Raw genomic sequence first — 13,651 nt, 5'->3', positions numbered from 1 at the left:
ATGGCTAAGATTTTAGGCACCAGCCTACCCGCTGCAGACCAAGTTGCATTGCTGCGAACTTTAGGTTTATTGCTACAAATTAGCTTAACCCTGTTCGCTGCCGATACCTTTGGTCTTAGTTTGCAAATGGAGCCTCTGGTTTATGTGTTTGTGCTGGAGGTACTATACCTGTCATTCACATTAGCACTACGCAAACCTTTGTTTATTAAAGAGGGAGGTCTTTTTATTGCGTTAAGCTTAGACACCCTATTGTGGATATCTTGGCTGTACTTTTCCGGTGGCGCTACCAATGCATTTATTTCTTTATTGCTATTACCGATAGCGCTTGCTGCGGTGACTTTACCTATCTGGGCGCCTTGGGTACTGACAGCTATTTCAACATTAGCTTACAGTGTGATGATTTTTACTGCACTTAAATCCCCCATGCAACACCATGGCATGGACATGAACTCTCATTATTTAGGCATGTGGTTGAACTTTGTCATTTCGGCTCTGGTGATCACAACCAGTGTGGCGTTAATCACTAAGCGTATGCATCGCCAAGACGCACTGCTAGCTTATATGCGTGAAGGACAATTGCGCCAAGAACAATTATTAGCGCTGGGTACAGTGTCGGCACAAATGGCGCACCAACTGGCGACACCGCTTTCGAGTTTGCGATTATTACTCGATGAAGTAAAAGACGACATGAATGGCACATCAATAACGATTACTGAAATGGAGACCGCTTTAAGTCGTTGCGAGCACACCCTCAACGAATTACGTTTAGCGACAGAATCCATTCGCGATCGTCGCCAACGTCCACAAAAAATAATAGAGATAATTGAAGGCTTAAAACAAAAGATTTTACTGTTAATGCCACAAACCGAACTGAACTGGCATATAAACTGTGCGCCTGAACAATTGTCTGAGCTGAGTATTTTGACCGACATGAGCCTGACGCCAGCGATCATGGCATTAATTGAAAATGCTGCCCGCGCCAGTGCTGAAACCATTAATATCCCGCAGGTGGATATTGGTTTGGATATAGCGCCAAATGCAGATCAGCTGTATTTACAGATCCGCGATTATGGCGCTGGTATTGCTCCTTCTTTAATGCCACAACTGGGGACTTTATTAGTTCAGAGTCCTAAAGGATTAGGTGCTGCGTTGTTACTTAGCCACGCGAGTTTAGAGCGTTTGGGGGCAGAGTTGATTCTGGCTAATCATCCCCAAGGCGGCACAGTCGCACAAATCCGCTTTACTATTTTAAAGACCAACTAAGAGCCAGCGTTATAGCAGAAGACTCAGGCACCTGACGAGATAACATCATGAAACGTTTGTTGATTGTAGAAGATGACCTTTCCCTTGCTAATATTTTAGGGCGACGGTTAACCCGCCACGGCTTTGAATGCCGTTTAACCCATGATGCGAGCGCGGCTTTGCTGGTGGCGCGGGAGTTTTGTCCGAGCCACATTCTGTTAGATATGAAACTTACCCAAGTCAATGGCTTAAGTTTAATTGTACCGCTGCGTAACTTACTGCCCAAAGTGACTATGGTATTACTCACAGGCTACGCCAGCATTGCCACTGCGGTGGAGGCTATTCGCCTCGGTGCCGATAATTATTTAGCTAAACCTGTGGATACTCAAACCCTACTCGCCGCACTAGAAATGGAAGGTTATTTCCATACACGGCAACAAGATGATATCGATGACTCGCCACTCAATCCTAAGCGCTTAGAGTGGGAACATATTCAGCAAGTGCTCAATGCTAACCAAGGTAATGTGTCTGCCACTGCCCGTCAGCTCGGGATGCACCGCCGAACATTACAACGTAAGTTGCTCAAAAAACCCGTGGGTGAAAGTGGATATTTGAAGTAACCATTATTTTTGCATTTGGGGCTGTTGCCCCTGCTCGAAGATTTGAATTCGGGTATAAGTTGTTTGAGCATAAAAAATGCCACTCAAAAAGGCTAAGTGGCATTAACAAGAAACAAGAGTTTCATCGATGAGTAGGCGCTAGGGTTTTAGGTTAGCGCCACGTTACAATTAAACTATGTAATTAAAAATTAACGGTTTCTTCATTTGAACAAGGACCGTTAGTTTCACATATTTTATAGGTGAAGCTCGAACCCGCAAGATCGCTGAAACGGTCAATAAACGCTGAACCGCTTGAGGTACCCACGGCAACACCGTTACGGAATATAGTGAATGCATTCGCATTACTGCCATCCCATGCCAGCGCAATACGTATGCTACCGTGACGAGACTTGTTGGCATTTTTCACTGCCATCTCTAACGCGACTTCTGGCACTTCAACCGTAAATTCTGTGGCAGTGCTTGCTGTTGCGCCATCGTTGTCGGTCACAGTTAGTGTGACTGTGTAATTGCCAGACTGAGCATACTGATGATTGACACTCGCGCCTGAAGCATTTGTGCTATCACCAAAATCCCAGCTCCACGACATCACATCGCCATCGCTGTCAGTGCTGGTACTGGTGAAACTGCCGTTACCATTAGCAAAACTGGCTGTAAAGCTTGCGGTAGGATCTTGATTTGGCGTTGCATCGCCAGCGTCATAAGCACCGACCAAGTTAATGCCGGCGTAGCTACTATAGCCACTGAGCATCACCCAATAAGTACCTGTTTGGGCGGGGTCAATCAAGCAGCTCTCGTTATTACCGGCTTTGTAAGGACGGCAATCATAGCTGCTAGAGGTTGGAGCTTGGCCGTATTTAACATATATGTCGGCATCACCAGTGCCGCCTGACATATTAAAGCTTAAGTTAGTTGCACCGCTTGCTACGTCGAGTTTGTAGTACTGTTTAGAGCCTGACGAGCCACTTAACCCAGTTACAGCAATACCGTTACTTAGCTCAGTTGCTTGTGGTGGTGGCGGTGGCGGTGGCATTTCACAAGGCGTGATCCCTACTGCAGCAAACGCGGTGACGACATCGGCAGCATTTAAGCCTAAATCAGTCGCTGCTGATTTAACACCACAAGCGCCTTGCCAAAATAAACTGTCAGCAGTCCAATATAATTGGTTAGCGACAACAAATGTTTGGAATGCAGTGCGGGTATTCCAACCGGGTAAGTTGGCTAGCGTGTAGAAAGCTTTGTTGAATACACCTGAGCTGTGGTGAACGTCAATACCATCATAGTAATCATCGATATGGCCGATTGACATACCGTCTAAGGTTGGGTCAGCCATATAGCGCAATGCACCAGCACCTTTAACGATATCAGCACCAATTAACCAGTCGTTCGTGCCGTGCATGTAAAATTCAGCCGCTTCTCCCGCCATATCAGAGAAAGCTTCGTTCATGCCGCCTGACTCTGATTCGTAAATTAATGCTGAGTTTTGCTCAGTAAAACCGTGGCTCACTTCGTGTGCCGATACATCTAAACTGACTAATGGGTGGAAGGTTGTTGCGCCATCACCGAAGGTCATAGCACTGCCGTCCCAAAAGGCATTTTCGTAGTTATTGCTGTAGTGAACTCGCATGGTTAACTGGAATGTTAACGGCGCGGTGTTGAACCACTCGCTATACATGTTGTAGATGACGTTACCAAAGTAATGCGCATCGTTTAATGGCGAGTAAGCACCGTTGATCTCTTTTACAGTATTGCGTGGGCAAGTATAAGAGAATGCCGTTGAGCCAGTTGTCGCCCCGTTTAAGTTAACGGTTTTCACATTGGCTGAGTTCATGGTGCATTTATCACCGCTCACTTCAACGTCTAGGTTAGAAAAATCAACGCCGTATTCATATTGGCCTGTCTTAATATTACCGCCAGGCCCTGTCCCTGTTGCTGCGTGGTTAATCCCTTCCCAACGCTTAATCACTTCACCAGAGTGCGCATCAATCATAGTGAATGGGCGGCTTGGCTCATCGCCATATACAACAAAAGATGTCACATAAATGAGGCGAGTTTTAGCTGCGTCATCAAGGTAAAGCCATAGTTTAGCTTGCTTGTTTTCAGCTTTTAGGCCGGCAATTGCTTTTTCAGACTTGCCACGAATGGCAATGTCTAACGCTTTGTTCGCCGTTAATGTGGGTTTGACAAAATCGGCCGACTTTTCAATGTTTTTTAATACGCGGCCAGACATATTGTTGTAAAAACCCATGCTTGATTGTGATGTTGCAACAGAGAAACCATAAACGGGTACGTCATGGAAATATTGTTGTAAACGCTGTTTTTGCTTGCCTTTACCTAGGTCGAGTTTTTTCTCAACTTTGAGTTGGCTACCTGCGTCTAAGTTGAACTGAGACACTAAGTTGTTGCTTGAAGACGCGCTTCTGAGTGTACCAACATCGACAACATCGGCGGCAAACGCTGATGTGCCTAATGTGGCTGATACTGCAATGAAGAGTAGCGACAGTTTTTTGTTTAGCATCATGCTTGAAATCCTTTTTCCGTTTTATAAATAACGTGAAATGCCATACGACTTAACTGGCTCTAGCGAGCGTGTGTAGCGTGATTTCTATTGAGGTAAGCGACAGTTTTGCCATAACCGCAGAGCATAAGTTGTTGCTCCTGTAGAAATTCATTGTGTTTAACACTGTACCGGTGGTGGATCACCACGCAGAATTTAGATGTTATTTAAATGTAACAACACTGACAATCGTACAAATGCACTATCTTTTGTAGTCATTTAGACTCATTTAAATTTGTACTAGGGTTGATGAATTACGAAAGAATACAGAGGTGAATTGTGATTTTTCATTGTTGAAAATAGATTTAATATTACGTTTTCAACGGTTTGAGCAAGGTTTTGATTGCCGTAATGCCGCATGCTAGCGTTAGTGCGTTAAGTTGCATCTGATGGGTAAGCTGCAACTGAACATTACGGCTATGGTTTACCAAGGTAGCAGTGCGCCATCGTAGGCTAAAAAACTTCCCGTTTGTGCCGGCGTGGCATTGGCGATAATGGGCAATAAGCAATTAGCGACATATTGCGGGGTAAACAGTTTGTCTTTAGGCACGCTTTGCTGAAAGGGTTTGGATAGTGGCGTGTCTGTCGTGCCCGGATGCAGCGCCAATACCACGCAGTGTTTCATTGTTCGCTGCCATTCAATTGATAGTGTTTTTAAAAACATATTCAACGCTGCTTTTGAGGCACGATAGCTGTACCAACCACCTAATCTATTATCGCTAATGCTGCCGACTTTCGCCGATATCACGATAAATCTTGCCGAGACACTTTGTTTTAATGCATGGCTAAAGTGTTTGGCTAACATCACACTGGGCAGCATATTAAGGCTAATATTGTGCTGTAAAAAATCGATATCGACTGACTGTAGATTCTTTTCTGGCCCTTTATCTTGAGTGTGCAGAATGCCGATACAGTTAATAATCCAATCTAATTCAGTTAGTTGTTCACTAAGCTGCTTAATCTCGACCTCGCTGGTTACATCCAGTGGATGCCAGTTAACTACACCTTGCATGTCTGTTGGACGGTTTTGCCTATAGGTCGCGTGCAAGGTAGCCGCTGGATATGCCACTTGGATTTGTTTAACCATAGCTTGACCAATGCCGCCATTGCCACCGACGATCAATATCTTCATTTAAAATGCTCCATTACCAACGCCTCATTAGCGAATATTTATCACCGAGCTTGTAAGTGCTGAACTTTATATGACTGAGCTTTAATCACTAAGCTTTGATAAAAGCTCATCACTACAACTTGTCCAAATGAGCGAGATTATATTCGGCGGTAGCTAATATGGCGTGCCGTACGGATTCGTCCATTTTGTCCCATGTGTTGTACAGCATGCCAATTCTTGGATTTTGTGACAGCCTCGCGCGGTGTTTGTCCATAAAACGCCAATAAAAACTATTGAACGGACAGGCCATGTTACCGCTGCGTTCTTTTATTTTGTAATGACAACCGCTGCAGTAGTCGCTCATCTTATTGATGTAAGAGCCGCTAGCCGCATAGGGCTTAGTGCCCACAATACCGCCGTCGGCGAACAATGCCATACCACGAGTATTAGGCATTTCAACCCATTCGATAGCATCCACGTACACACCTAAATACCACTCATCGACTTGATTTGGGTCGATTTCGGTCAATAAACAAAAATTACCAATCACCATTAAACGTTGAATATGGTGGGCGTAGGCAAAGTCTAATGATTGGGATAATGCTTGCCGCATGCAGTTCATTTTAGTGTCGCCATGCCAAAAATAATCGGGCAGCGTCATGGTTGCATTGAGGGCATTAATACTGGCGTACTGCGGCATATTGGCCCAGTAAATACCGCGAACATATTCTCGCCAACCTAATATCTGCCGTACAAAGCCTTCAACTTGGGCGATATCAATCTCAGCATTTGTTTGATAACTGTCGATGGCCGCATTAATGACTTCTAACGGGCTGATTAATTTACTGTTAAGGCTGAAAGATAGCCGACTATGGTACAGGCTCCACTTAGCGGGATGTTGCTGCGTCATCGCATCTTGAAAGCGACCAAAAGAAGGTAAGCAAACCTGACAAAAATATGTCAGTAGCTTAAGGCTTTGCTCGCGATTTATCGGCCACAACAAAGTGGCATCAATATGGCCCATGGTTGGAATGTGGTGACGCTCAAGCCTAGCGAGAATATCCGTTACATCGAAGCTAAATATCAATGGCTCAGGCAAGGTTTTAATATCCTGAGTTTTTAGTTTTTGACGGTTGCTAGCATCAAAGTTCCATTGTCCACCAAGTGGTTTTCCGTCTTGCATCAAGATGTTGAAACGTTTACGCATGCGGCGATAAAAGTGCTCCATCATAATGTGCTTGCCGACGGGAAACTGGTTATCGATTTCATCAAACGGCAATAGAAAATGCTCAGTATCGACACAGTTCACCACGGCAGCGTTAAGCTTAAGCTGACTCAATTGCTCAAGCAAACGGTATTCATCTGGCCTTTGGTATTCAAACTTAAGCGCACCAACCTGTGTCACTTTATGTTGAATAAGCCCCAGTAGATCGCTATAGCCTTGGGTGCCATCATGGGTGTCATCCAGATTTAAATAAAGCACTTGATGTCCTTGCGCGCGCAGCGCTTGGGCAAATTGCGCCATTGCCGCAAAAAAGGCACATATTTTTTGCACATGATGGGTCACATAAGTGTTTTCTTGGTGCAGTTCTGCAATCACATACAGCACGTGATCATCAACACGGTTAAACCAAGAATGCTGCGCATTGAGTTGATCGCCTAAAATTAACCGCACTGTTTGGAATTGCTGTAATTGCATCAAGTGGACTCTTGTCGAATGGCATTTGCAGTTTAGGTTTACGGTTAAGTGGTGGATTGGGATCAATCTGAAGATAGCTTTATGAGGAAGTTTTATAGCTGCTATTTGGGATTGGTTAACTGTTTTGAGTACCAAATTAGATGAAATTATTTAAAAGCAAAGTCAAAGTCGTGGGGCTTCACCCCCTGATTTTTTAATAAAGAGTCGACCAAAGAGGGGATCAACAGCAATTCCCTCTAGTCTCTTTGTTAACAACAGTCCTTACCGAACAACGTCCATGTTTAACTGCCTGCCAGTTCACCATCCATGGCTCTCGTTCGTATCGCTGCGTTGCAGCACTCACCCTAGCGAAGTTACATGCATTAGTTACTGGTCTCATACTCCAATAAAAATCGCCTAATGGCTCAAATGGGACATCCATGTACCCTCGAGCCTGCGCCATCATCCATGATGTCGCCACGGCCCCACTCAAACAACTAAGAGCTATCTACGCTTTTCGACAACTTCACAGGTGAAGGTGAACTTCTGTGGTCTCGGTGTCGGCTGTTAATCCAAAAAGAGTTATACATGTCCCATCTTTGCCCCATCTTTATTTTTTTATGTGCGTATCTCTATAACTTCGTAGGGGAAAAGTGTATCTCTGTGGCATTAGTGTTTTTTGATAATTATTTAAAAAAGAGTAATGGATGCCATTTCTTTCACAGTTCTATAAATAAGTGGCTTGATTTTGTTGCTAAATGTATTAGCTTTGATCTAACTTGGTAGTCTGTTAAAGACGATAGTTAAAATTGTATATAAAAATTAACGAATAAAATTTTAATATAGTCTTATAAAACGATATGAAAGGGATTTTTTATGAAATTAAATCAGATATTGTCAATATTAAATCAAATTGAAAAGTCTAAATTTATAACATTTTTAGATAAGTTATGCTTATCAGCTGCTTCTGACGATGAAGGCATATCGGAAGCATTAAATAAAGTAAATTGTCAGATTAAAGATGCGTCAGGTAGTGAGATAACTCAATTGTTCAAAGCCGTATCTTTACAGTATAAAAAATCTGTATATGAGAAGCTTTTATTATGTGATGCATCAATGGCATTGCTAATAAATATTCTAACTCGAGATGGTAATTGTATTGCACGCATATCATGGATTGAGCAGCTTTATGCTCGTGAATGGGAGACGTTAGATGTTTTAGCTAAAAAAATAAAACTGGATATAGATAATAACCTTACAGAAGATTATGGTCATGAACATCGTTTGAGTATATTCCACAATTGCTTAAATGTAGCTTACATGAATGATGAAAAAATTAATCGTCAAGCTAATATTACGGATGATGAGCGTAGTATTCTAAATGCGCTAGCACATCATTTGAAAATTTCAAAAGATGAGGTTGTGGCTATTGAACATATATCTGAACCAATCAAAACGGGAAAACAGACTGTCGAAAATTGCTTGCAAGAGTTACGAGATATGGGCGTAATATTTATTAATCGTAAAAGTTCAGAAGTACTTATTCCTGATGAAGTAGTATCCATTTTGAACCAGATACAAGGTAAGCAATTAGCAGATAAGCATTTACTGCGAATCCTGCGCGTTTTGTCTGATCCAGAGCTGTCTAATATTTTAAAGAGTTACGGTAAGCGAACTCGTAGTGTCAGTCGCAGTGAGAAAATTAATACAATTTTGCATTCAGGAATTGCAGTAAGAGATATGTTATCACGTGATTTATATGATGAAGCTGATAGCCAAAATAAACGTAAGGAACGATTAAAACAGCTAATAATAGAACTTGATATTGATACAGAAAGAATCGGATTTACTTTGGAAGAGCGTATTATCGTTATTCTGGAAAGTTTAAATACGGCTTCTGACCATGAATTTGATGCTATCAGTGCAGTAGGTTTTAAAGAGATGTTTGATTCTATTGAGAAAAATTTCATAGGAGTCGACATTACTGGTCAGCCTGAGACTCTTTCACAGCGTATTAGGCAGGAGTTTGAATTAGAAGAAAATGAGTTAATTCATGTTGAACGATTACGTGCACTTAACATTACGCCACATGATGTATTGTACTTGCTCAATAATGATGAAATTAAAGTGCTCCGTGATTGCCTAAAGTTGTCAAAAAAGGGTAATCCAAGATTTAATATTTTGGAAGCCTTTGCTAATGCAAACGATAAACTAATCGAAAACTATGAAGCACTGGCCAAACGTGATCTTTATACTCTTAAATCAGTTGGTATTGAAATTTCCGAAGCTGAACTCGGGATTAAGTTTGAAGAGGTTACTAAAACAATATTAGAGCAACTTGATTTAGTTGTTGATGAAGAGCTCCGAAAATCCATTAATACTACTAAAGATAAAACAGATATCATTATTTCGATCAGTGATGATGATATTATTATTGGTGAAGCGAAAACTTGTAAAAATGGAGATTTTGCAAAATATTCTACAACTTCCAGACAGATTAAAGCTTATGTCACACGTTGTGAAAATCAGGGAAAACGAGTTGCACAGGTACTTATTATCGCACCAAGTTTTTCGCAGGATTTCATTGACTCAGCAGAGATGGATACAGAGGTCAATATTTCATTGTTGACGGCTGAGGGATTGAAGCAAATTCTAGACGCTTTTAAAGCAAAACGAAGGCCAAATTTTTCTGCCAGACTGCTAACCAAAGGTGGATTACTTAAAGCGGAGTTAATTGCGAAAAGCATTTAGAAATCATGAGTTTGTTCAATATTTTTATGAGATTAGATAGATTAAGCACTGGCATGTAAGTGACCGTTGGCGGCATGGATGCCGCCGTCGAGCCTATAGGGATATATTTACGGCGAGTCACTGGAATGACAGTGCTTAATAACGACATTATTAGCAGACTTGAAAAATTTCTAGATCTTTAGAGCACACCAAAACGTGAAATACGGCATGACGTATAAAACAAAACCCCAGTAAAAACTGGGGTTTATTATTTGAGCCTATGCTGGCAAAGGTTTGCTAACCAAGGCCAAACACAGCTAACAAATTATCGCGTTATTTGATAAACGCGAACGCATCACCGTAGAGATGCGCTTCTTCTACACCAATCTCGCGGAATATTTCCCGTGCTGCACCCACCATGTCGAAACGGCCAGCGATGTAGATGTCGTAGCCATTTAAGCTGACAAAATCTTGTTTGATTTGCGCTAACAGATTGGCAGTTTTACCTTGCCAATTAGCGGGAGCTTCTTCGATGACAGGGATAAAGTGCAACCAAGGATGAGCGTCGTGCCACTCGCGAGCGATGGTTTCAAAGTACATGGCATCTTGGGTGCGACAACCCCAATACAGCATGGTTTCAACCTGTTGGTCTAGGGCAATTTGTTGCTCGACGATACTCTTAATGTAAGAAAACCCAGTGCCACCGGCGATTAACAGGCGAGGGCGTAGGCTTTCGTGGCGCAGGTGGGCATCGCCGCCGGGGGCTTCGATGTCGATAGTGCTGCCGTCAATGGCGCAGGCTTTTAAGTGCTCAACCACTTGCATGGGATAGCTTTCGCTCACCGCGGCGCCAATGTGCAGTTCGATGAACTCGGCGTTGGGGGCTGACGCGATAGAGAAGGGGCGTTTATCTTTTTCGCCCATGACAACACATAGGTATTGCCCCGCTTGAAAATCGAAGGCGGTTTCTGGCTTTAACAATACTTGATATACGGCATCGTTAAATGGGCTGACTTTCTCTATCTTACAACGTATGGTTTTCATCAAACTTCCTTTGCACCTTGCTTCAATGTTGTTGACTAGGTGGCGCTTAGCGGCCGATTATTGGCCTATTTTCTTGGCTTAAGGGTTACTTGAGCAACGGCTTAAGTTGAATTATAGGGTTGGGCTGTCGTCTATGCCTAACTCATCCCAGATTGAGTCGATCTTTTGTTTTACTTTGGGGTCCATCACAATGGGCGTACCCCATTCACGGTTGGTTTCGCCTTCCCACTTATTGGTGGCATCTAAGCCCATTTTTGAGCCTAAACCGGCAACGGGTGAAGCAAAATCAAGGTAATCAATCGGAGTGTTTTCGATCATCACAGTATCGCGTTTAGGATCCATGCGGGTGGTGATTGCCCAGATCACATCTTGCCAGTCGCGGCAGTTCACATCTTCATCGACGATAACAATAAACTTGGTGTACATAAATTGGCGTAGGAAAGACCATGCGCCCATCATCACCCGTTTGGCGTGTCCCGGATATTGTTTACGAATCGAGATCACTGCCATGCGGTATGAACAACCTTCTGGCGGTAGATAAAAATCAACAATTTCAGGATATTGCTTACGCAAAATTGGCACAAACACTTCGTTTAACGCCACCCCAAGCATAGCAGGCTCATCGGGTGGACGGCCTGTGTAGGTGCTGTGGTAGATAGCATCTTTACGGTGAGTAATGTGGGTCACGGTAAACACCGGAAACTTATCGGTTTCGTTGTAGTAACCCGTGTGATCGCCGTAGGGGCCTTCTTCGGCTAGTTCCTCAGGATCGATATAACCTTCGAGGATGATTTCGCTGGTGGCTGGCACTTCTAAGTCACAACTTAATGCTTTGCAAACTTCGGTACGTTCACCGCGCAATAAACCGGCAAAAGCGTATTCGCTCATAGAGTCGGGGACTGGGGTCACGGCGCCTAAAATGGTCACAGGATCGGCGCCGAGTGCAACGACAACCGGATAACGCTCACCGGGGAATTGTTGTTTAAAATCAGCAAAATCGAGCGCGCCGCCACGGTGGGATAGCCAGCGCATAATCAGCTTGTTTTTACCGAGTAACTGCTGGCGATAAATACCTAAATTTTGGCGACTCTTGCGTGGACCCTTAGTGATGGTTAAGCCCCAGGTCACTAATGGCGCAACGTCGCCAGGCCAGCAATGCTGAATGGGTAACTGGGTTAAATCGACCTCATCACCGGTTTTAACGATTTGTTGGCAAGGGGGATTGCGTACCGTTTTTGGCGGCATATTCAAGGCTTGCTTGAACATGGGGATCTTAGCGATCGCGTCTTTAAAACCCCGTGGTGGCTCGGGCTCTTTTAAAAATGCTAACAGCTCACCCACTTCGCGCAGCGCTAAGGGGTCATCTTTACCGAGCGCCATTGCCACCCGTTTGGGCGTACCGAACAGGTTAACCAACACCGGCATCGAGTGATTTTTGGGATTTTCAAACAACAGCGCAGGGCCTTTGGCGCGTAATACGCGATCGGCGATCTCTGTCATCTCTAAATGAGGATCAACTGGATAGCGAATACGTTTGAGTTCGCCGTTGGCTTCTAAGTGATCAATAAAGCTGCGTAAATCCTTAAAACTCATGTGGAAATAGCCTCTGCAGTGAAAATCCATGTGGCGCGCACTATAACATTTTTATGTTTTAGGGTTAACCAATTCAGTGATCTTCAGGCTTAGGAAGCGTAAAATGATTATCAGTAAGTCACGATTTATCTCGCTTACGCCCTTTATTTCGAGGTTTATATGAATATTTCTACAGGTTTTTCTCACGAAAAGTGTGTTCAAAGTCAATCAGCTAGCGTGCATAAACGGCCGCTAACATGCTTGGTTATGTCGCTGGCTGTAGGAGTATCGCTCTTGAGCGTGCTGAGTGTGTCGACTGCCGCAGTTGCCGCCAATAGAAGCTATTCGGATCAAGGCGGTCATCGCGATAGCCATAGTCGTGGCGCCAGTCATTACAACAATCGCTATGACAATCGTTACGCGCACGCCGTTAATCAGCGTTACTATCGTCCCTATTATCGTCCCTATTATCGACCTTATTACCCATGGGGTTTAGGTTTAGGATTTGCAACGGGCTGGGGTTCTGGCTGGAATGTCGGTTATGGCGTGAACACAAATTGGAATAATGATTGGGGCTGGAATTCGCGCGCTTATGCACGTAATTACTGGAACTCGCCTTATTCTGGCATAGGCTTATCGATCCCTATGCGCGACGACGAACCTGTGGCTATATCTGAACCAGTGCGTGTTACTACCAGCATGCAGTATTCCGCAAGTGAAGGCCGTATGGTATCGAGTATGCCAACAAGCGTGCCTGCAAACCCGACGGCACAAACGGTGCAGAGTTATAGTGACAATGCAGACGGCGTTACAGCAGGTAATAATGCCGCAACGCCCCGTCAGCGCGTGGCGCACAGTGTGTCGAGTTTGCCGAGTAATGCCAGAGTTGTGCAGCAGGATGGCCGAACACTTTACGAGTGGCAAGGCGCACTTTATGCCTACGATTGGAATAGTCAAACCTATCAGGAGCAGTTAGGTAGGTAGGCTTACATCACTGAGTGACTGAAACAGTGATTTAAAAATTGGAGCCCCATTGTGGGCTCCAATTTATTTTTAACCTTTTAATTTATTCCAAGTTCAGGTTAGTTGTCATTTTATAA

The 13,651-nt window shown here is 43.8% G+C and carries 9 protein-coding genes; 4 read left to right on the top strand and 5 right to left on the bottom strand.

The window, feature by feature from the left end; all coding sequences use genetic code 11:
* On the top strand, window positions 1–1,263 hold the full coding sequence (locus C9I43_RS13815; protein ID WP_107883807.1) for a sensor histidine kinase: 1,263 nt from the start codon (window positions 1–3) through the stop codon (window positions 1,261–1,263).
* A gap of 47 nt (window positions 1,264–1,310) precedes the next feature.
* The gene (locus C9I43_RS13810; RefSeq protein WP_107883806.1) at window positions 1,311–1,862 is read left to right on the top strand and encodes a response regulator transcription factor; all 552 of its coding nucleotides are present in this window, start codon (window positions 1,311–1,313) and stop codon (window positions 1,860–1,862) included.
* A gap of 181 nt (window positions 1,863–2,043) precedes the next feature.
* Here C9I43_RS13810 and C9I43_RS13805 read toward each other — a convergent pair whose 3' ends face one another.
* From C9I43_RS13805 to C9I43_RS13795, 3 genes are all read right to left on the bottom strand, one after another.
* Window positions 2,044–4,380 carry a M4 family metallopeptidase gene (locus C9I43_RS13805; RefSeq protein WP_107883805.1) on the bottom strand — a complete coding sequence of 779 codons (2,337 nt, stop codon included), beginning with the start codon at window positions 4,378–4,380 and terminating at the stop codon, window positions 2,044–2,046.
* Between the two features lie 460 nt (window positions 4,381–4,840).
* On the bottom strand, window positions 4,841–5,548 hold the full coding sequence (locus tag C9I43_RS13800; protein WP_107883804.1) for an SDR family oxidoreductase: 708 nt from the start codon (window positions 5,546–5,548) through the stop codon (window positions 4,841–4,843).
* 112 nt (window positions 5,549–5,660) lie between these two features.
* Entirely contained in the window at window positions 5,661–7,226 is a 1,566-nt protein-coding gene (locus tag C9I43_RS13795) for a cryptochrome/photolyase family protein (protein WP_107883803.1), read from the bottom strand.
* Window positions 7,227–8,081: 855 nt separating this feature from the next.
* Between C9I43_RS13795 and C9I43_RS13790 the strand changes: the two genes are divergently transcribed.
* The gene (locus C9I43_RS13790; RefSeq protein ID WP_107883802.1) at window positions 8,082–9,956 is read left to right on the top strand and encodes a hypothetical protein; all 1,875 of its coding nucleotides are present in this window, start codon (window positions 8,082–8,084) and stop codon (window positions 9,954–9,956) included.
* A 312-nt stretch (window positions 9,957–10,268) separates the two neighbouring features.
* Here the strand turns inward: C9I43_RS13790 and fre are convergent, their stop codons facing one another.
* The gene (gene fre, locus C9I43_RS13785) at window positions 10,269–10,979 is read right to left on the bottom strand and encodes an NAD(P)H-flavin reductase (protein ID WP_107883801.1); all 711 of its coding nucleotides are present in this window, start codon (window positions 10,977–10,979) and stop codon (window positions 10,269–10,271) included.
* Window positions 10,980–11,090: 111 nt separating this feature from the next.
* Entirely contained in the window at window positions 11,091–12,572 is a 1,482-nt protein-coding gene (gene ubiD, locus C9I43_RS13780) for a 4-hydroxy-3-polyprenylbenzoate decarboxylase (RefSeq protein WP_076498666.1), read from the bottom strand.
* A 159-nt stretch (window positions 12,573–12,731) separates the two neighbouring features.
* Between ubiD and C9I43_RS13775 the strand changes: the two genes are divergently transcribed.
* On the top strand, window positions 12,732–13,535 hold the full coding sequence (locus tag C9I43_RS13775) for a hypothetical protein (protein WP_107883800.1): 804 nt from the start codon (window positions 12,732–12,734) through the stop codon (window positions 13,533–13,535).
* The last annotated feature ends 116 nt before the right edge of the window (window positions 13,536–13,651 follow it).

This window comes from Shewanella morhuae (assembly GCF_003028295.1).
Taxonomy (GTDB): Bacteria; Pseudomonadota; Gammaproteobacteria; order Enterobacterales; family Shewanellaceae; genus Shewanella; species Shewanella morhuae.
This window is presented reverse-complemented; position numbering and strand designations above follow the sequence as displayed.